The organism is Acuticoccus sp. MNP-M23, assembly GCF_031195445.1.
Lineage (GTDB): Bacteria > Pseudomonadota > Alphaproteobacteria > Rhizobiales > Amorphaceae > Acuticoccus.
In genome coordinates this window covers 4,047,815-4,070,345 of sequence record NZ_CP133480.1, presented here as the reverse complement: position 1 = coordinate 4,070,345, position 22,531 = coordinate 4,047,815, and the positions used below count along the sequence as shown (strand labels likewise).

18 protein-coding genes are annotated in these 22,531 nt (G+C 62.8%); 4 read left to right on the top strand and 14 right to left on the bottom strand.

What is annotated here, in order from left to right; genetic code table 11:
* Positions 1–422 precede the first annotated feature (422 nt).
* The 6 genes from RDV64_RS18795 to RDV64_RS18770 all read right to left on the bottom strand — a co-directional run bounded on the left by RDV64_RS18795 (position 423) and on the right by RDV64_RS18770 (position 7,677).
* Positions 423–1,901: a hypothetical protein gene (locus tag RDV64_RS18795; protein ID WP_309196493.1), complete on the bottom strand. Its 1,479-nt coding sequence runs from the start codon at positions 1,899–1,901 to the stop codon at positions 423–425.
* Between the two features lie 397 nt (positions 1,902–2,298).
* Positions 2,299–3,369, bottom strand: coding sequence for a BMP family ABC transporter substrate-binding protein (locus tag RDV64_RS18790; protein ID WP_309196492.1), 1,071 nt, complete (start codon positions 3,367–3,369; stop codon positions 2,299–2,301).
* 71 nt (positions 3,370–3,440) lie between these two features.
* Positions 3,441–4,358: an ABC transporter permease gene (locus tag RDV64_RS18785; RefSeq protein ID WP_309196491.1), complete on the bottom strand. Its 918-nt coding sequence runs from the start codon at positions 4,356–4,358 to the stop codon at positions 3,441–3,443.
* Complete coding sequence (locus RDV64_RS18780; RefSeq protein WP_375143767.1) at positions 4,355–5,467, bottom strand: ABC transporter permease; 1,113 nt, start codon at positions 5,465–5,467, stop codon at positions 4,355–4,357. The genes RDV64_RS18785 and RDV64_RS18780 overlap by 4 nt, the downstream gene beginning before the upstream one ends.
* Entirely contained in the window at positions 5,457–6,986 is a 1,530-nt protein-coding gene (locus tag RDV64_RS18775) for an ABC transporter ATP-binding protein (RefSeq protein WP_309196490.1), read from the bottom strand. Before RDV64_RS18775 ends, RDV64_RS18780 begins: the two co-directional genes overlap by 11 nt.
* Before the next feature lie 169 nt (positions 6,987–7,155).
* Positions 7,156–7,677: a hypothetical protein gene (locus tag RDV64_RS18770; RefSeq protein WP_309196489.1), complete on the bottom strand. Its 522-nt coding sequence runs from the start codon at positions 7,675–7,677 to the stop codon at positions 7,156–7,158.
* Positions 7,678–7,942: 265 nt separating this feature from the next.
* On the opposite strand from RDV64_RS18770, the gene RDV64_RS18765 reads away from it, so the two are divergent.
* A complete protein-coding gene (locus RDV64_RS18765) occupies positions 7,943–9,304 on the top strand; it encodes a deoxyribodipyrimidine photo-lyase (RefSeq protein WP_309196488.1) in 1,362 nt (453 codons plus the stop codon).
* A 388-nt stretch (positions 9,305–9,692) separates the two neighbouring features.
* On the opposite strand, the gene RDV64_RS18760 is transcribed toward RDV64_RS18765, so the two are convergent.
* Positions 9,693–10,469, bottom strand: coding sequence for a response regulator (locus RDV64_RS18760; RefSeq protein WP_309196487.1), 777 nt, complete (start codon positions 10,467–10,469; stop codon positions 9,693–9,695).
* 233 nt (positions 10,470–10,702) lie between these two features.
* On the opposite strand from RDV64_RS18760, the gene RDV64_RS18755 reads away from it, so the two are divergent.
* Both RDV64_RS18755 and RDV64_RS18750 read left to right on the top strand, forming a co-directional pair.
* Complete coding sequence (locus RDV64_RS18755) at positions 10,703–10,900, top strand: NepR family anti-sigma factor (RefSeq protein WP_309196486.1); 198 nt, start codon at positions 10,703–10,705, stop codon at positions 10,898–10,900.
* Complete coding sequence (locus RDV64_RS18750; RefSeq protein ID WP_309196485.1) at positions 10,897–11,433, top strand: sigma-70 family RNA polymerase sigma factor; 537 nt, start codon at positions 10,897–10,899, stop codon at positions 11,431–11,433. The genes RDV64_RS18755 and RDV64_RS18750 overlap by 4 nt, the downstream gene beginning before the upstream one ends.
* 102 nt (positions 11,434–11,535) lie before the next feature.
* Here the strand turns inward: RDV64_RS18750 and RDV64_RS18745 are convergent, their stop codons facing one another.
* The 3 genes from RDV64_RS18745 to RDV64_RS18735 form a co-directional block, all read right to left on the bottom strand.
* On the bottom strand, positions 11,536–12,003 hold the full coding sequence (locus RDV64_RS18745) for a hypothetical protein (RefSeq protein ID WP_309196484.1): 468 nt from the start codon (positions 12,001–12,003) through the stop codon (positions 11,536–11,538).
* Positions 12,004–12,152: 149 nt separating this feature from the next.
* The gene (locus RDV64_RS18740) at positions 12,153–13,940 is read right to left on the bottom strand and encodes an HWE histidine kinase domain-containing protein (protein WP_309196483.1); all 1,788 of its coding nucleotides are present in this window, start codon (positions 13,938–13,940) and stop codon (positions 12,153–12,155) included.
* A 362-nt stretch (positions 13,941–14,302) separates the two neighbouring features.
* Positions 14,303–15,337 carry a YihY/virulence factor BrkB family protein gene (locus RDV64_RS18735; protein WP_309196482.1) on the bottom strand — a complete coding sequence of 345 codons (1,035 nt, stop codon included), beginning with the start codon at positions 15,335–15,337 and terminating at the stop codon, positions 14,303–14,305.
* Between the two features lie 105 nt (positions 15,338–15,442).
* On the opposite strand from RDV64_RS18735, the gene RDV64_RS18730 reads away from it, so the two are divergent.
* Positions 15,443–16,648: an AI-2E family transporter gene (locus RDV64_RS18730; protein WP_309196481.1), complete on the top strand. Its 1,206-nt coding sequence runs from the start codon at positions 15,443–15,445 to the stop codon at positions 16,646–16,648.
* A gap of 123 nt (positions 16,649–16,771) precedes the next feature.
* Here RDV64_RS18730 and RDV64_RS18725 read toward each other — a convergent pair whose 3' ends face one another.
* The 4 genes from RDV64_RS18725 to RDV64_RS18710 form a co-directional block, all read right to left on the bottom strand.
* Positions 16,772–17,047 (bottom strand): HU family DNA-binding protein, encoded by a 276-nt coding sequence (locus RDV64_RS18725; RefSeq protein ID WP_375143839.1) that lies wholly within the window; start codon positions 17,045–17,047, stop codon positions 16,772–16,774.
* Between the two features lie 370 nt (positions 17,048–17,417).
* Positions 17,418–19,862, bottom strand: coding sequence for an endopeptidase La (lon, locus tag RDV64_RS18720; RefSeq protein WP_309196479.1), 2,445 nt, complete (start codon positions 19,860–19,862; stop codon positions 17,418–17,420).
* Positions 19,863–20,329: 467 nt separating this feature from the next.
* On the bottom strand, positions 20,330–21,610 hold the full coding sequence (clpX, locus tag RDV64_RS18715; protein ID WP_309196478.1) for an ATP-dependent Clp protease ATP-binding subunit ClpX: 1,281 nt from the start codon (positions 21,608–21,610) through the stop codon (positions 20,330–20,332).
* Positions 21,611–21,895: 285 nt separating this feature from the next.
* On the bottom strand, positions 21,896–22,528 hold the full coding sequence (locus tag RDV64_RS18710; RefSeq protein WP_309196477.1) for an ATP-dependent Clp protease proteolytic subunit: 633 nt from the start codon (positions 22,526–22,528) through the stop codon (positions 21,896–21,898).
* Positions 22,529–22,531: the final 3 nt, after the last annotated feature.

The window sequence follows — 22,531 nt, the reverse complement described above, 5'->3', positions numbered from 1 at the left end:
GACGGATGCCACAAAGTCTTCACACCTTCGCACCGGACAGAGCGACCCGAGATACGCCTGTCAGCCGATGCTTGAACAGGCGAGGCGCTGGACCGCGACCGGTGGTGGTTAAACGAAACGTTTAGCTATCGAACGACAGTTATTCGCGCTTTTTGTTCAATCCACATGAAAACAATAGCGCATCGACAATCACGTTGATGCAACACCACCGTAACGCGACCGTGAAATGTGCGTGAAACACGAACCACCTCAATGGATTCAGTGACTTTACCGAAAAAGTAGTCGCAAACGGTGTGAATTCACGCTGTCACGGATGGTTCACCTCACGCTCTCGCACGCCCCCATGACCAGGGATCTCGACAAGCAAAAAAGGCCCGCACCGCGAAGGTGCGAGCCTTTCAAAGTTGCTGCCGGCTTCGGCCTCAGGCGTTGAGCGGAACGCCTGCACCGTGAAGCACTTCGCCCCACTGACGGCCGGTGTCGTAGGTGGCAGCGGGGTGGCTTGCCCGATATTTCGCAATGGAGAAGCCGGGGTCGGCGCGCATCAGATCGGCAGCGCATGCCTCCGCCTCCCGCTCGCGGCCCAGCATCGCCAGGGAGTAGGTGCGCACGCGCAAGGTTGAGGGATAGCGCCGGTTTGCCTGCAGCGAGAGATCCGCAAGCTCCAGCGCATTCTCGAAGTCGCCGTTGACCGCGGCCGCACCAGCGGCCATCGAATCGTAGAAGTATTGGTACGGGTCCATCGGCGACAGCTTGCGCGCCCGCTGGGTGTGCAGCACGGCCTGTTCGCCTTCACCGATGAAGGTGTGCAGGACACCGGTGAGAAGCCACGCCAGCGAGTTGTTGGGATCGTGGGCCAGCGCTTCCTCGTGGAAGGCGAATGCCCTGTCGAAACTTGCGGTGTGGTGGCGCACGAAACCGTTCACGGCCAGCGAGAACGGGCACGACGGGTTGCAGTCCAGCGCGCGGGCCGCGGTGTCCTTGGCCACGGCGATGTCTGCCGTCTCGTTGGTGCTCCACCCCTGCTTGATGTGCTGCACATACCATTTGGCGAGCCAGGCGCGCGGCAGGCTGTGCCGCGGTGCCCGGCCGACAACCTCTTCCAGACACTCCCGTGCCTGTTTGAAGCTGGAGGGCGCCTGCCGGTGCATCAGCGTGATGCCGGCGCTGAGGAGGCGATGCGTCTCGATGTCGGGCAGGCGCATGGTGGTGAGCGGCCCGATGGCCTCGCTCAGCACCGCGCGGGTGATGGCGTCGGCGACGGTGTGGACCACCTCGTCGCTGCCCTCGAAGAAGTGTTTCACCTTGCCCGTGAAATCCTCGGTCCAGCACAGGCGGCCGGTGGCGGCGTCGACAAAATCCACGTCGAGACGGAAACGGTCGTCGCCGAGGCGCACCTGACCGTAGATCACGTAATCGGCGTTGAGGAGGTCTTTCAGCTCACTGAGCTGCGCGCTGCGCAGGCGCTCGTTGCGGCTGGACAGGTGCGAGATGACGGCAATGAAGGGCGAGCGCGACAGGCTGCGCGTGATGTCCTGGGCGACGGCATCGCCGAAATGGGAGCCAAGCCCCTGCCCGTCCACGCCCGCGAAGGGGATGACAGCCACGACAGGCAGCAGCCGCTCACGAAGGACCTCGGCCTTGACCGCGCCATTGCGCCACGCACCGGCCGTCTCGTCCGCCCCGATGGGGGATGCCGGAAGGCGTGCCGTATCGGGCGTTGCAGCGCGCTGCTCGCCGACCCATTCGTTGAATTCCTTCGACGTCACGTCGAGACCTTCGAGGAAAACACCGTCCTTCGGCCCGCCAACCATCACGAAACACTCCGGCCGAAGGCGGATCGTATCGTTGGAGACGAGGAAGATCGTGCTGAAGGCGTCTGTGCCCAGCAGGCGTTTCATTGAGCTCAGCGCCTGCCGCAGACTGGCGCGCCGATGATCCGGCCCCGAAAGTTGCCAGAGAATATCCTGAATGAAGGTACGGGTCCGCTTTCCTTCAGGCGCAGTTGCAAGCAACGCCAGGATCGCCTTCGCCTTGTTGCTGCGAAGGTCGATTTCTTCGCCGTCGTCCCAGCACAGGGTAAACGGTCCGTACAAACGGATCCGCAGTCGGTTCGTTCTTGCCATTATCGCCCTCGAAGTCGCTCTCGAACGGCCGCATGAAAGCGTAGCGCACGCAATTACTGTGGCGCAAAATTGTTTCCAATGAAAGGAAATTAGATCCAATTACGAACAATTTTGACGAATAACACATGGTTGAAGCAGAACGGACCGTTTCGATCCGCTCTGCTGCGTCTTATTAGTTCGGAATGGAACCGTCTACGCCTTCAACATAGAAATTGAGGCCGAGCAGTTCTCCGATGTCGGCGGTGGCTCCGTCGGCCAGCCACTCGCTGCCGTCCTGCTTGTTTATCGGTCCGGTGAAAGGCTCGAGGGCGCCGGACTTGATGGCCTCCTCGGTTTCCTTGGCCTTTGCCGCAACTTCATCGCTCATGTTGGTGTAGGGCGCCATGGCGACGTTGCCCTCGGCGAGGCCGTGCCAGGTGTCGGACTGCTCCCACGTTCCGTCCATAACCGCCTGAATACGCTCGATATAATAAGGACCCCAGTCGTCGATGATGGAGGTCAGCTGCGTTTCCGGGCCGAACTTGATCTGGTCGGACGCCTGACCGAAGGCGTGGACGCCCTCCTCCGCCGCCACCTGCATGGGGGCTGTGGAATCGGTGTGCTGGGTCAGAATATCGGCGCCCTGGCTGATCAGCGCTTTGGCAGCGTCGGCCTCGCGGCCCGGGTCGAACCAGGAGTTCACCCACACGATCTTGAGCGCGAAGTCCGGATCGACCGATTGTGCGCCGAGCAGGAAGGCGTCAATGCCGCGAATGACTTCCGGGATCGGAAAGGACGCGATGTAGCCTGCAGTGCCGGTTTCCGAAACCGATGCGGCAATTTGTCCGATAATATAGCGACCCTGGTAGAACTTGGAATTGTAGGTCGAGACGTTGGGGTGCTCGCGCTTGTAGCCGGTGGCGTGCTCGAACTTGATGCCGGGGAAACGGCCGGCAACCTTGTTGGTCGCGTCCATGTAACCGAACGATGTCGTGAAGATGATGTCGCAGCCGGAACGGGCGAAACGCTCGATGGCGCGTTCCGCATCGGCGCCCTCGGGCACTGATTCGAGGTAGGCGGTCTCCAGCTTGTCGCCGAACTTCTCTTCGGCATCGAGCCGGGCCTGATCGTGCTGGTAGGACCAGCCAAAGTCGCCGATGGGGCCGACATAGACGAAGCAGGCCTTGGTCGGATCGTCCTGGGCGCTCGCAAGGCCGGGCGCGGCAACGGCAAGCGTCGCGGCAAGTATGAGGGCGCGTCTCATCAAATTGAACCTCTTGTTCGTGGGTCGAATAGGAACGGATGCAAATTCCGGACCGGATCGGTGCAGCAATTCTAGCGATCCGGAACGAAAGGCTGGCCGAGGGCGGCCGGTGTATTGATCATCGTGAAGCGCCTGTTGGAGGCGATCACGACCAGTACCACGATGGTGGCCACATAAGGCAGCGCCGACAGGAACTGCGATGCGACCGGAATGCCAAGCCCCTGCGCCTGGAACTGAAGGTTGGTCACAGCCCCGAAAAGGTACGCCCCCACCACAAGCCGGGCCGGCCGCCAGCTGGCGAACACCACCAGCGCCAAGGCGATCCAGCCCCGCTCGGCGCTGATGTTCTCGATCCACTGGGGCGTGTACACAAGGGTCAGCTGCGCTCCGGCCAGACCGGCGCAGGCGCCACCGAACACCACCGCCAGCGTTCGCGTCAGAAGAACATTGATGCCGATGGCATGGGCCGCCACCGGCGCGTCGCCCACGGCACGCAGCCGCAGCCCCGCGCGCGTGCGAAACAGGAACCACGAAACGCCGATGGTGAGCGCGATTGATGCGTAAAACAGGATGTCCTGTCCGAACAGCGCTTCTCCGATGAAGGGAATGTCCGACAGGAGCGGGATCTCGATTGGCGCGAGGCGCAGACCGGGCAGACCCACGAACGATTCGCCCACCAGCCCCGAAACGCCAAGCCCGAACAGCGTAAGTGCCAGCCCCGTCGCGACCTGGTTGGTGGCCATCCACACCGCAAGGATGGCGAACAAGAGCGCCATGGCCGAGCCCGCCAGCACCGCTGCCAGAATGCCCACATAGGTGGAGCCGGTGGACTGGGAGGCCGCAAACGCGGCAACCGCGCCCACCACCATCATGCCCTCCACACCAAGGTTGAGAACGCCGGAGCGCTCGGCCACAAGCTCGCCGATGGCGGCAAGCAAAAGCGGCGTTGCGGCGGTGATGACGGTGAGGAGCAGAGCTTCGACCATCATCGCGCAGCCTCCGGCAGGGCGGCGTCCGCCGGACGGTTCCGCACGATGCGGATCTGGTAACGCACGAGGGTTTCGCTCGCCAGGACGCTGAAAAGGAGAACACCCTGAAAGACCCGCGTCGTCCGGTCCGACAGGCCGAGCGACATCTGCGCCGCCTCCCCGCCCAGATAGGTGAGCGCCAGAAGAAGCCCCGCCAGAATGACCGCCAGCGGATTGAGCCGGCCCAGAAACGCCACGATGATGGCGGCAAACCCGTATCCGGGGCTGATGGAAGGCCGCAGCTGGCCGATGGCGCCCGACACCTCGATCATCCCCGCCAGCCCTGCCAGGGCGCCGGAGAACAGGAACACGAAGAGCGCGGTGGCGCGGGCGTCGAAGCCGGCGAAGCGGGCGGCCCGCGGGCTGGCGCCACTCACCGAAATCTCGAACCCCTTGAGGGTGCGCGACAGGAGCAGCCAGGTCAGCACCGCAATGGCGATCGCAATCACGATGCCCCAGTTGGCGCGGCCGCCCCAGTCCCCGGCGGAAAACAGCTCGCCGATCCGCGCCGACGGCGGAAACTGCCGCGTTTCGGGAAAGTTGTAGCCCTCGGGATTGCGCCAGGGGCCACGCACCAGATAGTCGAGCAGAAGTTCGGCAACGTAGACCAGCATGAGCGAGACGAGGATTTCACTGGCGCCGAAACGGTTTTTCAGCACCGCGGGAATGCTGGCCCATGCCGCCCCCCCGGCCATCGCCATCACGATCATCGCCGGCATCAGCCACGGCCCTGTGGCTGCCGGAAAGAGAACCGGAATGGCGCTGCCGGCAATGGCGCCTGCCACAAGCTGGCCTTCCGCGCCGATGTTCCACACATTGGCGCGGTAGCAGGCGCTGAGGCCGACTGCGATGAGGATGAGCGGCGCCGCCTTCACCGCAAGCTCGTGAAGCGACCAGATGTCCGACAATGGCTCGATGAAATAGGCGTGGAGTGCGCTGAGCGGCGGCTTGCCCAGAAGTGCGAAGAGCCCTGCCCCCACCAGCGCGGTGAAGGCCACCGCAATGACGGGCGATGCCACCTCGCGCAGCAGGCTGGCACCGCCGGTGCGCCGCCTCAGTTCAATGCGCAACGCTTGCCTCCTCATTGTGCCCGGCGCCCATCAGAATGCCGACCTCCACGCGCGTCAGCTCGCCGGCCGGCCGCGCTTCGCTAAGCCGCCCCTGTGAGATGACGGCAATGCGCCCCGCAATCTCGAACAGCTCGTCCAGATCCTGGCTAATTACCAGCACCGCGGCGCCGGCCGCTGCAAGGTCGATGATGGCCTGGCGGATGTTGGCGGCGGCCCCGGCGTCCACGCCCCATGTGGGCTGGTCGACCACCAGCAGGCGCGGTGCGCGGTCCAGCTCCCGGCCCATGACGAATTTTTGCAGGTTGCCGCCGGACAGCGCGCGGGCGGGCGCCTTTGCCCCCGGACCGCGCACATCCATGTGGCTGACAACCCGGTCCAGCGCGCGCCGCGCCGCACCGCGGCGGACAAGCCCCCCCGGCCCCACCGTCCCGTCACCAGGCAGGTGGCGGGACAGGATGATGTTCTCGACAAGGTCGAACCCCGGCACCGCGCCATGGCCGAGCCTCTCCTCCGGCACGAAGGCAGCGCCCAGCGACCGGCGGGCATCGACGCCGCCTGCGCCCACGCTGGTGCCGAAGAGGCTGATGGCATCGCGCTGCGACGGGTTTTCGCCGGAGAGACAGGCAAAGAGCTCCGCCTGCCCGTTGCCGGCCATCCCCGCAATGCCGAACACCTCGCCCTCGTGGACGGTGAACGTCACGTCCCGAAGCTCGGTGCCGAAGGGGCGGTTGCTGGCCTGTGTCAGCGCGTTCACCACCAGCGCGGGGGTTTGCATTTGCGCCGGGGCAGCCCGCTCCACCGTGTTGATGGCAGCGCCCACCATCGCTTCGGCAAGGGCTGCGGAGGTTGTGGCGGCAAGGTCGGCTTCGGCAACCACGCGGCCGGCGCGGATCACCACGGCGCGGGAGCAAAGGTCGCGCACCTCGTCCAGCTTGTGGGAGATGTAGAGGACGGCGCAGCCTTCGCTGGCCAGCCGGCGCAGCACCGCAAACAGGCGCTCCACCTCCTGCGGCGTCAGCACCGACGTCGGCTCATCCATGATGATGAGCTTCGGGTTCTGGAGGAGGCAGCGGACGATTTCGATGCGCTGCCGCTCCCCCACCGAAAGGTCCGCGACCAGCGCATCGGGGTCCAGCGCCAGGCCGTAGGCGCGGCTGACCGTGCGGGTGCGCTCGGCAATTTCCGCCATCGGCAGGTCAGGCAGGGCAAGGGCAATGTTCTGCGCTGCGGTGAACGCCTCGAACAGCGAGAAATGCTGGTGCACCATGGCAATGCCGAGGGCACGGGCATCGGCGGGCTCGCCAAGCCTGGCCGCCTTGCCGCGCCAGTAGAAGGCGCCATCGTCTGGCTGGAGGGTGCCGAACATCATCTTGACGAGGGTCGACTTGCCCGCGCCGTTCTCGCCCAGAAGAGCGACGATCTCGCCCTCGCTCACCGAAAGCGACACGTCATCGGACGCGCGCACGGGACCGAACGATTTGGTGATATGGCGCGCCTCTAGCAGCGCAGGCTGTGTCATGACTGCGCCCCACCCCGTGTTCGCCGACCGCTTCAGTAAAGCGGAACGTTACAACGGGGTCACGCCCAGAAAACAAGCAAAAACGCCGTCCATGCAAAGCAATATGCCCAACGCAGACGGCGTTTGTCGGAAATCCGGTCCCAGCGCGGCGCTGAACGCCGCGGCGGGATCAGAGGTCTTCGCGGTAGAACAGCTCGGGCTGCTCGGTCACGCCAGCCACCAGCTGCTCGCGCAGCGCCGCGGGCGCCTCGATCTTCGGCGCGGCCGTCACCAGTCGAAGCTCAGCCATTGCATCGGGCGCATCGCGGAAGGTGATGGACGGGATCATCACGTCCTTGGCAACGATGGTGGTGTTGTTTTCGGGGTCGTGGGTGAAGACTTCCTGGCCTTGCGGGTTCAGTAGGACGATCCGCTGGCGGCCCGTGCCGCCCACCACTTCCACGTGGGTCACGACGGACGATGCCGAAATGCGGTCATCGTACATCTTGTCCCCGGATTCTTCGTAGGCGGGGTATTCGAGATGGCGATCGCCCGAAAGCATGCCCCCCGCAATGACGAAATTGCCGGCAACGTCGCCAACGGACGTTGTCACGGTCTCATAAAAACGTTCGTTGTTGGCTGCGAAAGCCGCCGCTGCGACCGAGCCCGTAAATACAGCTGCGGCGAGGGTGATCCGACTGAAATATGACATCGACCTCTCCTTCCTGCGAACCTGTGGCCCGCTGGGCAGCCGTTGTCCGGTGCCCGATTATACTGCGCGAGGAATGCCGCGCCGGGATGTCACATGGCGATGTTGCACAACCGCCACAAGACTGTGGAACGAGGCAGTTTTGAGAAATTTTTAACGGCCTCGTCATTCATTCGTTCACTAGAACAGAGTAACAAGTGATCTGGTTCCAGCTCTCTATGGTTAATAAATTTAACTATTGTGCGCCCATCTTTCAAGGTGGCGTTCAATGACGCGCGCTCACGCTCGGGTGAAGGCGCTCAACGCGCTGACGCCTTCGAACGACGGCAACTACGTGCTGTACTGGATGCAGCACAGCCAGCGCGCCACTGACAATCCGGCTTTGGAGCACGCGGCAGCACGCGCCAACGAATGCGGTAAGCCGTTGAAAGTGCTGTTTGTCGTCGACCCAACCTACCCCGAGGCCAACGCGCGCCACTACACCTTCATGCTGGAGGGAATCGCGGAAACCAAACAGGCGGTGGAGCGGCGCGGGATCCACTTTGCATTGCGGCTGGGGTCACCACCCGAAATTGCCGCCGCGGAAGCACGAAACGCCAGCGTTGCAGTGACCGATCGCGGATATCTGCGCCATCTTGCCGCGTGGCGCGATCAACTGGCCGAAGACGCGCCCTGCCTCGCCGAAATGGTGGAGGGCGACGTGATCGTGCCCGTGGAGGCCGCATCCGATAAGCTTGAAAGCGCAGCGCGCACCATCCGCCGCAAGCTGCACGACCGGACCGACGAGTTTGCCACCCTGCCCGACACCGTCACGCTGGAGCACAAGGCCAAGGGCCTGGACCATGCCGACGATCGCGCGATCGACGACGTGGCGGCCTTTATCGAGGCGCTGGAGATCGACGCCAGCGTCGGCCCGGTGGATGGCTTCAAGGGGGGCACGCGGATGGCCATGGCCCGCCTCAAGGCCTTTGCGGACGATGCGCTGGACGCCTACGGCGAAGGACGGTCGGATATCGTCAACCGCAACGTCTCCCACCTCAGCCCCTATCTGCACTTCGGCCAGATCTCGCCGGTGACCATCTACCGTGCGGTCAAGGCTTCCGGCGCGGGCGACGATGACAAGGCGGGATACGTGGACGAAATGCTGGTGCGCCGCGAACTGGCGGTGAACTTCGTCCACTACAACAAGGACTATGACAGCGTGAGCGGCCTGCCCGGGTGGGCCCGTGACACGCTGGAGGCCCATGCCAGCGACGAACGGCCCGCCGTCTTCACGGCAAGCGAGATGGAGCACTCCAAGACCGACGACCCCTACTGGAACGCTGCAATGCGCGAGATGCGGCTCACCGGCTACCTGCACAACCACCTGCGCATGTACTGGGGCAAGCGGATCATCACCTACACCAACACGCCGGGTCACGCGTACCGGACCGCCCTGGCGCTGAACAACAAATATTTGCTCGACGGGCGGGACTGTAATTCCTACGCCAATGTCGGCTGGCTCTTCGGCGTTCACGATCGCGGCTGGCCCGAGCGCGAGATCTTCGGCAAGGTCCGCTCCATGACACCCGGCGGCCTCAAGCGAAAATTCGACGTGGATGGTTACGTCAAATGGGCCAACGCGCTCTAGAGCGTTTCTCGCTCATATTGGCCCACTCGACGTCGTCAGGGCGTTTGCCGGCAAGGCGCAGCGTGCCGGACGTGCCGGCCGCACGGCCAAACGCTGCAACGCAGTCCGGCAAGCGCCCTGGCGGCGCCCTCCGGGTGGCCCGCTGAGGCAGAGTGGACAGCGTCACACCGCTTGCCGGTAGCACCGCTACCGGCTGCGCGACGCTCCTTGCCACTCTGCGTCAGCGGGCCATCGTGTGGGTCAAGATGAGCGAGAAACGCTCTAGCCGCGTCGCGCCGCCCCATCCGCGGATGGCGGCGGTTGCCGGGCTGCGAGACAGCAAAAAAGCCGCGCTGTGAGGCGCGGCTTTTTGTTTGCGTCACGCCCGTTGCCGGGCTTCACGGCAATGTCAGCCGGCAGCACCCGTGCTGAAGAACAGCGCCTGACTGATGACGGCCTTCACCGTGTCGGTTTCGAACGGCTTGGTGATGAGGAATGCAGGCTCCGGCCGGTCGCCGGTGAGGAGACGTTCCGGATAGGCGGTGATGAAGATCACCGGCACATTCATGGTGGAAAGAATCTCGTTGACCGCATCGAGGCCTGAGCTGCCGTCGGCCAGCTGAATGTCGGCCAGGACGAGGCCGGGCTGGCGAGAATTGACCGCGTCAATCGCCTCGGTGTGGGTCCGGGCAATGCCGGCAACCTCGTGACCGAGGCTCTCCACCAGGGATTCAAGGTCGAGCGCGATCATCGGCTCATCCTCGATGATGAGGACGCTGGTGGCCACCTGATCGGCAATGGAGCGGCCGGCATCGTCGATCAGCCCGCGGACGCCTGCAACATCGGTGTTGAGGATGGCCGCCGCTTCCTGAACGGAAAACCCTTCGACCGTGGTGAGGAGAAACGCCTGGCGCGCACGCGGCACCATGGAATCAAGCCGCTTCTCGAACAGCTCGGTCCGCTCTTCCACATCGTTGTTGACGGCCACCGAGTCCCACACCTTGATGAGGATCCGGTAGAGGGCGACGCGCGGCGGCAGCTTGGTCTCGTAAAGGGCCGAGTCGGCGACAAGAGCCTGCAGCACAGCTTCGACATAGGCGTCACCGCTCGGCTGGCTCCCGGTCAGGGATCGCGCAAACCGGCGCAGATAGGGGATATGGGGAGCAATAGTCTGAGCCAGCGACATGGCAGCCTTTCAGGTTTCGACGCGCCGTGGCCTGACATGACCACCGATAGCTTGCTTAAAGCTGGAAAATTGAACTCGGTGGGAACCGACAGTCCACTAGGGTCTGGGAACAATTCTCCTGCCACTATCGTTCCATGTGCGAACGCAAAAAAAACCGTTTGGTGGCAATGTGCATCAGCGTGCACTTTCTGCACCTCCGTCCAGCCTGCTTGAGAACGACATAAAGGACCCCAATGTCAGACGATCCCAGAGGGAAAGAAGAGGATGATCCTCTGCAGGACGTGATCGGCACCCAGCTCAAGGTCATGTACGAATCCGTTCTGACCGAACCCATTCCCGACCGCATCGTCGAGCTTCTGACCCAGCTTGACGCGATCGACCTGCCGCAAAACCCAGAAAGCGACGATTCCGGGACGGCCGACAAACAATGACTGTCCGCGAAGAACTCATCCGGCAGATCCCCAATCTGCGCGCATTCGCTGTCAGCCTCAGCGGCAATGCCGAGCGGGCGGACGATCTGGTGCAGGAAGCCCTGATGAAGGCATGGGCAAGCATCGACATGTTCGAACCCGGCACCAACATGCGCGCATGGCTCTTCACCATCCTGCGCAACGTCTACTATTCCGATTTTCGGAAAAAGCGGCGCGAGGTGGAGGATGCCGACGGCAAGATGGCCGCCAACCTTGCCACGCATCCCGAGCAGCTGGGCCACCTCGACATGGTGGATTTCCGCGAAGCGCTCGGGAAGCTGGCGTCTGACCAGCGCGAGGCGCTGGTTCTGGTCGGCGCGTCCGGCTTCTCGTACGACGAAGCCGCCGAAATCTGTGGCTGCGCCGTCGGCACGGTGAAAAGCCGGGTGAACCGGGCGCGCACCAAGCTGGCAGAGCTTCTGTCCGTCCAGTCGGGTGGCGAGTATGGGCCGGACCATCACAGCCGTTCGGTGGTCGATTCGCGCAAGTTCTGATGCGCTGCCGCGAGGACGCCTGACCAGCAACAAGAAAGGGCCTGCCGCACGGCAGGCCCTTTCTTATTACGCGATCATTTCGGGGTTGGCAGCGCTCTCCGCTCAGAACCTGATTGTCCGCGGTGCCGACAGGGTGTGCGAGTCGTTCGTGCCCTGGGTGAGAATATCAAGCGCATCCATGAAGCCGCGGCCCGGCGGCTCCCAGAACTCGGCCGTCAAAGGGCGGACCGCAATCATGACACCGCTGCCAACGCTGCACGGCGTGCTCTTTTTCCGGTCAGCAGCCGGCCGGGCGTTTCCTGAGCAATCAACTCCGGAGATGCTCGCCTGAAGCGAAACGAACACGCATTCGATGGCGTCGGCAAAATTGATGCAGACCGTCATCCCCTGCTGGAGTTCCAGGCCCTCGGCTGCGTCCAGGGAGGCGTAAAGCTCAATGACACTGGAGCGACGGCAGCAAAAGCCGTTCACAGGAAGCGCCCGTCGGTCAGCGGCTGGCTGATGGACGAGAACCCCAGTGGAGATTCGGTCGATCTCCTGCCAGCATCGTTCCTTCGCTTCGAACTCCATCAAAGACCTCGGACGATGAGGCGGATTTGCACCGCGCTCACTCGATTACTGCAATCACACACTCTCGACCAACGAGCCCGGCTCGCACCAAGTTCCTTGTCATATATTCAAATTTGCGGGAGCCGGCATGCCTCGAAGCCGCGCCGTCCTCAATTGACTTGCGCGAGCTTTTCCTGGTCTCCGCGCGTTTGCGGCAGCAGCCCCGCCGTGGGCATGCGGATCTCGGCGCATAGCCCGTCCGGCGCAAAGTCCAGCGTCACCTTGGCCTTGAGGGCACGGGCAAGGCTGCGTTCGATGACCATCATCCCGAAGCCGCGCCGGTCAGGCTCCTTGGCCGCTGGCCCCTTCTCTTCGCTCCAGTGCAGCGAAATTTCTTCCTCCCCGTTCTCGTCCGGCCGCACGGTCCAGGAGACGGAAAGAAGGCCCGTCGGTGACGACAGGGAGCCATAATTGACGGCGTTGGTGATCAACTCGTGGATCGCCAGACCGAAATTCTGCGCCGCCTCCGGCGAGATGATCAGCCGCGGCCCGTCGACCTTCACGCGGGCGTTGCCGCTGGCAACGCTCTGGCGCAGCAGAACATTGACGAGGTCGTCCACCGCAACGCCGGCCCAGTCGTCGGCCACGATGAGGTCCTGCGCGGCCGACAGCGCACGCAGCCGGCCGATCAACGCCGTCACGAACGCTTCGGTATCGGTCGCGTTGGCGGATGTCTGGCGTGCAATGGCAATGACCACAGCCAGCAGATTCTTGGTCCGGTGCGTCAGCTCGCGCATGACGAGCCGCATATGCTCCTCGTTGCGCTTGCGATCCGTAATGTCGATCGACGCGCAGGTGATCCCCGTCACCTGCCCGTCCGTGCGGATGTTCGGCTCCACATGCAGATCGTACCAGCGGCGGTCGCCACCCTCCCCGACGCCGATCTCACCGGACTGCGGCCGCTTGCTCTCGATGGCACCGCGCTTCAGCTTGGCGATGGGGCCGAGATCCGACGGCAGCAGCACGTCTTCATCCGTGCGCCCGATCAGCGAGCCCACAAGCGTTTCGTCGGCATTGGCCCACGTGTAGCGCATGGTCAGATCCTGGCTGAACACGCTGATCTTCTCGCTGCGCAGCGCCAGGTTGAACCGCTGGAGCGTTTCGGCCAGACGGCGCGACAGGTCGGTTCGCATCATGTCGAGACGTTTGGCACGGGTGATATCGATTGCTGCGCAGACAATCCCGGTGACATCCTCCCCGTCCTCGCGGATCGGCACGACGTCGACACGGAACCACGCTGAATCAGCGCCATCCGGCAGCTCGAGCTCGAATGTCTGTTTTGTGCCGGTCTTGATCGCACGCATCTTGTGGCCGATCACAAGCGGCTGCATGTCCGGCGGAATGAGGTCCTCATCGGTCAGCCCGAGGACGTTGCCCGAACCAAGGTTCATGCGCGGGTTGACGATCCAGAGATATTGAAGCCGGGTGTTTTGCAGGTAGATGGTGATCTGCGAATTGGCCGTGGCCATCTCAAGGTAGCGGTGCATCTCGTTCGCGGTGACCGCCTTGTCGTGCTCGCCCCGCAACAGGCGGCGCAATCGCGCGGTCCGCGTGTCTTCCGAGCGCTCCACAAGATCGACAGACGGGATCAGGGCGAGGGAGTCGCGCCGGCGGAACCGGGCTCTGAGGCTGACAAGCGCGCTGATGAACGCCGCCAGCATGAGCACTGCGATACCGAGCGAGAAGATTGTGGACTGCACGGCGAACTGGAACCAGCCGCCGGCAAGCAACGGGTCGAGCGCCGCAATCCGAACCAGAACAAGGCCGAAGACGCCTGTGGCCGCGGCCGACAAAGCCACCCGCGTGGACACGGCCCGGACGCACAGTGCCGAAACGAGCAAAGTCATCGCAAGCAGCACGAACACCGTGGCAGGAAGGACGACGCCGGCAGCCGTCATCGCGCGCGACCGCCGCCACACCACCAAGCAGGCAGCAGCGCTGCGCCCCCGTCAGTGGATGAACCCGAGGCTTTCAATTTAAACTCTTTCCCGTCCGGCCATAGTCCAGGCTTCGGCGTCTTGGTCTGCAGTTCGAACAGCATCTGCCGCCAGCCTGACTGATTCGGCCCGAGCCCCGAAAAACGCCCCAGCGCCGTCTCGGGTAGATCAGCGGACCTGACCCGTCCAGCAGCGGCATGGCACATAGTCGCAAAATATAGTGCGGACCGGGTCAGCTGAATTGTGCTCGGGGCGGCAGGACGCTGCTCCGTATTCAAGATACCTCGATCCTTTGGCTTGGAAGGGGATCGAGATGCGATCATTCAACGCGATGCCTTTTTCCCTACCGTATCAGCAACATACGCACCGCGTCTTCCCATCGGGCGAGGAGGCCCGATTGTGGTGTCAACCATGGTCTGGTGCTCCACTTCCGAGTTCAGCCACGCCCCTGTCATCAAAATGTAGACAGAGATATAGAGCCAAAACATGAGCGCGATTATCGTTCCAAGCGAACCATACATCGCGGCGTAATTTGCAATATTGGACAGATACCAAGACAGAAGTGTCGACGCTGAGATCCAGCCGACCGCCGAAAAGATCGCGCCAACGGCAAGCCAGCGCGCCTTAGCCGGCCGCCGGCTCGGGCCGATCCGGTAAATGGCCGCAGCGCCCACCGCCACAACCACGAAAAGCGCCGGTGCAGACACCCGCCGCCCGCCATAATCGAACCCGCCCGGCGTGGACGCGTGCATGAGAAGCGGCAGCAGGACGATGAAGCCGATCATCATCATCCCGATGATCAGCGAGACCAGCGTGAAGGCGAAACAGCGCAGATAAAGACCGACGGTGCTGCGCTTCTCCACCTCGCCGTAGGCGACGTTCATCGCGCTGAACCAGGCCACCACGGCGTTGTTCATCGACCACAGCGAAAGCCCGAGACTGAGCGCAAAGGCAACGGTCAGCCCCTGGCTCTGGAACTTGCCGATGCGCCCGATCTCGCCGCCGATCCACTCCAGCGCCTGATCCGGCACGTAGCCGTGCAGGAAGCTGACATGGTTCGCGAGCGTCACCGCGTCGGTCATGATGCCGTAGAAGGAGACCACCGCAATCACAGCCGGAATGAGCGCAAGGAAGATGTAGAAGGTGACCCCTGCCGTCACGAGGCCGAGATTGTCGATGGCAATGCGCTGGAAGACACGGCGCAGGATGTCCCACCAGCCGCGCCACCCGATATCGAGTGGGCTGTGCGCTGCGCGGCCATGCTGGCGTTCGTGATAGGGCAGACGCTCAGGCGCCAGGCCGTCGTGCGCACCGCCATTGGCGTTCAGCTTCGCGCTTTTGCGCGGCGCGTCATCCACTTTGTGACCCTAACCCTGATTCATCGCAACTTGCACAGAACGTACAGGCGACTCGCTGCGTTACCATATGGATCGCCATTCGGCGCCGCCATAGGAGCGTGACCATTGACTGCCGTTTCGCCAACCTCCGCGCCTGGAGAAGATACCAATAACGGGCAGGCCTCACCTCCACCCAAACCTGAAAGGGTGAATGTGGGAAGCGGCGTTAAAGTCCCGCTCATCATCCTAGCGACAATCGCCTCTTTTGCCGCGCTCGATTATGCCCAGAGCCTCCTTTTGCCGGTGGTTCTGGCCTTCGTGATCTCGCTGACACTCACCCCGATCAACCTGTGGCTTCAAAAGCGGATCTGGGCCGGCCTCTCGGCACTCCTTCTGGTGGGCGTCCTGACGATTGGCGTCGGCCTTGCTGTCGCAACGCTGTCCACGCCCATCTCCTCCTGGATCGATGACGCGCCGCGCATCGGGGCGCAGCTGCGCGAGCGGTTGAAGGATTTCCGTGGGCCGGTTGATTCGATCACGCGCGCCAGCCGCGAAGTCGACGAGATCACCCAGTCTACAACCGACACCAATGTCGGCGAGGTGGTGGTCCGCCAGCCGGGTCTCCTCAACCGCGCCGCGACCAACCTCAGCAGCATTGCATCAACCGTGGTGGTGGCAATCGCCCTCACCTACTTCCTGCTCGTGACCAATCGGCTGATCTACGAAAAGATCGTCCATTCATCACCCAAATTATCGGACAAGAAAAGATCGCTGACGGTCGTCAACAATATCGTCACGATCGTATCGAAATACTTGCTGACCATTACGCTGATCAATGCCGGTTTCGGCGTGTGTATCTTCTTCGCATTCTGGATTGCCGGGATGCCGAGCCCTGCCGTCTGGGGGTTGGCCGCCTTCCTGCTGAACTTCCTGCCGTTCGTCGGTTCGCTGGTGGGCACCGTATCGTCAGCATTGGTCGCGCTGATCGCGTTCGATTCCATCGAGTGGGCGCTTGTTCCACCGATCGCCTATTTCACCATCACCACCATTGAGGGCCACTTCATCACACCGGCGGTGCTGGGCCACCGGCTGGAAATCAACCCGGTTGCGATCCTTCTGTCCATCGCGCTGTGGGGTTTTCTGTGGGGTGTCCCCGGCGTGATCATCGCCGTGCCTATTCTCATCATCACCAAGGTGGTGGCCGATAATGTGCCGCCGCTTGCGGGCCTCGGCGTCTTCCTGTCCGGGGCGACCGCTGCTGAGGAGAAAGCGGAGGAAAGGGCCGAGAAGGATTCCGAGGCCGGAGAGATATCCAGCAAGACTGCCGCCTGATCACAGCGCCCCTGCCGCACGAGCGGCAGGCCAGAACGACAAAGGGCCTGCGCCATGAATGGCGCAGGCCCTTCTGCTTGCCGGGGCGCGGGGCGCGCCACGGCACTTCTCATTATTGAAGGCTTACGCGTTCAGCGCGTCCTTCAGGGGCTTGCCCGGACGGAATTTGGGGACCTTGGCGGCCTTGATGGTGATCGCCTCGCCCGAGCGCGGGTCGCGCCCCTGGGACTCGGGGCGTTGCTGCACGGCAAAAACACCGAAGTTCGAGATACGAACCTCGTCGCCGCTCTTCAGCGCCTCGATGATTGCGGTGAAGGTGGCGTCAACCGCCTTCGTCGCGTCTTTCTGGTTGAGCTCGGTGGACGTCGCCACCTCTGCTACGAGTTCTGACTTCTTCATCATGATTCTCCATTCCACAATGCCAGATTTACTTTGGCATTCAAATGCTGCGGCGCAAGCGCACCGATACCGATTTGCCGCAGTTTTCCTAGAGAATCTGCACCTCAAACATTACGAAAGAGAAAAATTCCCATTTTGACGAGATAATTTGTTCAGGAACCGGGGAAGTAAGGCGCAATAAAAGTGAAGAATTCGCGTTTCACGGGTTCACATCTGCGTGCGAATCACACTCCCACCACGTTTTGGCGGTGGAGCCAGGGAAACTGCGCCTTCTGCGCCAACCGGACGCAAAAGACCCGCGCCTGAGGCACGGGTCTGATGGCCGTCTTGCGGCGCGGCCTCCTCTGGCCGCGCCGGTTTGCGTGTCCGCCTAGTGGGCGCGGAACATCGTATCGTCGTCCTCGATCGAACGGCTGGCGTCCTTCGGGTTCGGCGCCGGCTCGGTCCATTCGATCGCCTCCGGCATCCGCACCAGCGCACGCTGCAGGACGTCATCCATCCGGCTCACCGGAACGATCTCCAGAACGTTTTTCACGTTGTCCGGAATGTCCGCAAGGTCCTTGGCGTTCTCCTCGGGGATCAGGACTGTCGTGATCCCGCCGCGCAATGCAGCAAGCAGCTTTTCCTTCAAGCCGCCGATCGGGAGGACGCGGCCACGCAGGGTGATCTCACCCGTCATCGCCAGGTCACGCCGGATCGGAATGCCGGTGATCACCGAGACGACGGCCGTCGCCATGGCGATGCCCGCGGACGGCCCGTCCTTGGGCGTGGCCCCCTCCGGCACGTGCACGTGGATGTCACGCCGCTCGAACATCGGCGGTTCGACACCAAGGTCGAGCGCACGCGAGCGAACGTAGGATGCCGCTGCGGAGATGGACTCCTTCATCACATCGCGCAGGTTGCCGGTGACCGTCATCTTGCCCTTGCCGGGCATCATCAGGCCTTCGATGGTGAGAAGTTCGCCGCCGACCTCGGTCCAGGCAAGGCCGGTTGCGACACCCACCTGGTCTTCCAGCTCCGCCTGACCGTAGCGGTAGCGCGGCACACCGAGATATTCTTCCAGCTTCTCGGTGTTCACGAGGATGGTCGTCACCTCGCCCTTGGAGGACAGGATCTCCTTGACCGCCTTGCGGGCCAGCGTGGAGATTTCGCGCTCAAGGTTACGCACGCCCGATTCGCGGGTGTAGCGGCGGATCATCATGCGCAGCGCATCGTCGTCGATGGCGAACTCGCCGCCCTTCAGACCATGGTCGGCCACGGACTTGTCGATGAGATGGCGGCGCGCGATCTCGATCTTCTCGTCCTCGGTGTAACCGGCGATGCGGATCACTTCCATCCGGTCCAGCAGCGGTCCGGGGATGTTCAGCGTGTTGGACGTGGTGATGAACATCACGTTCGAAAGGTCGTACTCGACCTCGAGATAGTGGTCCATGAACGAGGAGTTCTGCTCCGGGTCCAGCACTTCGAGAAGCGCGGACGACGGATCACCGCGGAAATCCATGCCCATCTTGTCGATCTCGTCGAGCAGGAAGAGCGGGTTGGACTTCTTCGCCTTCTTCATCGACTGGATGACCTTGCCGGGCATCGAGCCGATATAGGTGCGCCGGTGACCGCGGATTTCCGCCTCGTCCCGCACCCCGCCGAGCGACATGCGCACGAACTCACGCCCCGTCGCCTTGGCGATGGACTTGCCGAGCGAGGTCTTGCCGACGCCGGGCGGGCCGACGAGGCACAGGATCGGCCCCTTCAGCTTGTTGGCGCGGGCCTGCACGGCGAGATATTCGAGGATGCGCTCCTTCACCTTCTCGAGGCCGAAATGATCGGTTTCGAGGACGTGCTCGGCGTGCTCCAGGTCGTTCTTGATGCGGCTCGGCTTCTTCCACGGGATGGAGAGCATCCAGTCGAGGTAGTTGCGCACCACGGTCGCCTCGGCCGACATCGGGCTCATGGAGCGCAGCTTCTTCAGCTCCGCCTCGGCCTTTTCGCGGGCTTCCTTGGAGAATTTGGTGGTCTTGATCCGCTCTTCGAGTTCGGCGAGTTCGTCCTTGCCGTCCTCGCCGTCGCCCAGCTCCTTCTGGATCGCGCGCATCTGCTCGTTGAGGTAATACTCGCGCTGGGTCTTCTCCATCTGCCGCTTCACACGGCTGCGGATGCGCTTTTCCACCTGCAGAACGGAAATCTCGCCGTTCATGATTCCGAGCACCTTCTCGAAGCGCTCGATCACGGACGGGGTTGCGAGAATCTCCTGCTTCACCGGGATTTTCACGACAAGGTGAGAGGCCACGGTGTCGGCAAGCTTGGCGTAATCCTCGATCTGGCTGACCGCGGAAATCACCTCAGGCGAAATCTTCTTGTTGAGTTTGACGTAGCTTTCGAATTCCGAAACCACGGAGCGGGACAGCGCCAGCGCCTCCGTGTTGTCGAAGGTGGCATCGGCCACGGGCTCGACGTCGGCCTCGAAATATTCCGAGCGCTCGGTGAATGCGGTGATGGCCGCGCGCTGCGTGCCTTCGACCAGCACCTTGACGGTGCCGTCGGGCAGTTTGAGGAGCTGGAGAACGGTCGCCAGAGTGCCGATGTCGAACAGGCCCTTGGGGGCCGGATCGTCGTCGGTCGCTTCGCGCTGGGTGACGAGCAGGATCTGCTTGTCGGCGCGCATCACTTCTTCGAGAGCGCGAATCGACTTCTCGCGGCCAACGAACAGCGGCACGACCATGTGGGGAAACACCACGATGTCGCGCAACGGAAGAACAGGAAACGCCCCCGCTTCGCGCTCGTGGCCCGAGCTCGCCTTGGTCTCGTCGGACTTTGTCATGGACACTTCCTTTTCAGCTTGGCTCGGCCTCGCCAATCATGCACGAGTCGAACCACCGGTCACCGCGCGCCAGCGCATCATTGCGATGCCACCCACCGAAGTCGAGTGAGGCGGCGGTGTGGGGATGGGATTTTTACCCCGCAAAGCTGAAGTGGCGCTGGACATACGTCAATTCAAGAGACGCAACAGACGCAGGCTTTACGCGGAGTTTTACACATGAGGCCGGTTGACGCAGGCACGATGAAAGCCTGGTGCAAGCGCCCTGCCCGGCACGCCTCTCGCCAGAACGAGCGCCCCGGCAAATTCGATCTCGCGCTTCGTGCGTGATCTCTGTGGCGCTGGCAGCGGCATCCAGCTGAAGCAGAAGCTGGGAATGCAGACCTAGGAACGCTGGCAAAACCGGCCCTGAAAGAGCCGGTTTTGCCGAAATGCCGGGCTGCCATGCGAGCCCGGCTTGACCGCAAGCGTTACGCGGACGTGCGCGACTGCTCGGACGCGCGATCCTCGTAGATGTAGAGCGGCCGTGCGGTACCGCTGATCACCTCTTCGGAAATCACGACTTCACGCACACCGTCGAGACCGGGCAGCTCGTACATGGTGTCGAGCAGGATCGATTCGAGGATCGAGCGCAGGCCGCGGGCGCCCGTCTTGCGCTCGATTGCTCGCCGCGCGATGGCGCTCATCGCATCGGCATGGAATGTCAGCTCGACGCCTTCCATCTCGAAAAGGCGCTGATACTGCTTCACCAGCGCGTTCTTCGGTTCGGACAGGATCTGCACCAGCGCCGGCTCGTCGAGGTCTTCGAGCGTTGCCAGAACGGGCAGACGGCCGACGAATTCGGGAATGAGGCCGAACTTGAGGAGATCCTCCGGCTCGACTTCGCCGAACAGTTCGCCGGTTTTCCGGTCCTCCGGCGCAAACACCTGCGCCTTGAACCCGATGGACGTGCCACGGCCACGGTCGGAAATGATCTTCTCGAGGCCCGAGAAGGCACCGCCGCAGATGAACAGGATGTTGGTCGTGTCCACCTGCAGGAATTCCTGCTGGGGATGCTTACGCCCACCCTGCGGCGGCACGGAAGCGACCGTGCCTTCCATGATCTTCAGAAGGGCCTGCTGCACGCCCTCACCCGACACGTCGCGCGTGATGGACGGGTTGTCGGACTTGCGGGAGATCTTGTCGACCTCGTCGATGTAGACGATGCCGCGCTGAGCCCGCTCAACATTGTAGTCCGCCGACTGCAGCAGCTTCAGGATGATGTTCTCAACATCCTCGCCCACATAGCCGGCTTCGGTCAGCGTGGTGGCGTCGGCCATGGTGAACGGAACGTCGAGGATCCGCGCCAGGGTCTGCGCCAGCAGCGTCTTGCCGCAACCGGTCGGGCCGATAAGGAGAATGTTGGACTTCGCCAGCTCCACGTCGTTGGACTTGGAGGCATGGTTCAGCCGCTTGTAGTGGTTGTGGACCGCCACCGACAGGACCTTCTTGGCCCCGTGCTGGCCGATGACGTAATCGTCCAGCACCTTGCGGATCTCAAGCGGGGTCGGAATCCCGTCGCGCGCCTTCACCAGCGAGGATTTATTCTCCTCGCGGATGATGTCCATGCACAGCTCGACGCACTCGTCGCAGATGAAAACGGTCGGGCCGGCGATCAGCTTGCGAACTTCATGCTGGCTCTTGCCGCAGAATGAGCAATACAAGGTGTTATTACGCCCTTCGCCACTGCCGCCGCTGGTCGCTTTGCTCATCAACACACCCTTTGCATCGCTTTCGTCTCGCCGCACATGCGGCAACGAGACGAACCACCTTGCCCGTAATGGGCCTTTTTTCCGGCGGCGGCCACATCATGAAACGGGGGATCCCCCGATGCAAACGCCGTCCGCACTACTCAACGCTTCTTCTCGTTACAAAATCGAAAATTGCGCGCATCATTTTAATCGCGCCGCTTCGCGCTGAGGTGAAGCGACGTTCGCGTCATAGCAGTCACAGACCATTAAACATCAAGGCCAGTGACCGCAAGACCGCCACTACCTTTAGTTGTCCGCCAGATCCATGGCTGCCCGGCTCTCGATCACCTGATCGATGATGCCGAACTCCTGCGCCTTGTCCGGCGCCATGAAGTGGTCCCGCTCGAGCGTCTTTTCAATCACGTCCAGCGCCTGGCCGGTGTGCTTGCGGTAGATCTCGTTCAGCCGGCGCTTCAGCGACAGGATTTCGTTGGCCTGAAGCTGGATGTCGGCCGCCGTGCCGCGGAAGCCGCCGGAGGGCTGGTGCACCATGATGCGCGCGTTGGGGAGCGAGAACCGCATCCCCTTCTCGCCCGCAGCAAGGAGCATGGCGCCCATGGATGCCGACTGGCCGATGCACAGGGTGGCAATCTTCGGACGGACGAACTGCATCGTGTCGTAGATCGCAAGGCCCGAGGTCACCACACCGCCCGGAGAGTTGATGTAGAGCGAGATCTCCTTGTTGGGGTTGTCGGCCTCCAGATAAAGGAGCTGGGCGCAGACCACCGTCGCCACCGTGTCCTCGATGGGACCGGTGATGAAGATGATCCGCTCCGACAACAGCCGGGAGAAGATGTCGTAGGCACGCTCGCCGCGGTTCGTCTGTTCGACGACCATCGGCACGAGCGCGTTCATGTAAAATTCAACCGGATCTTTCATCGC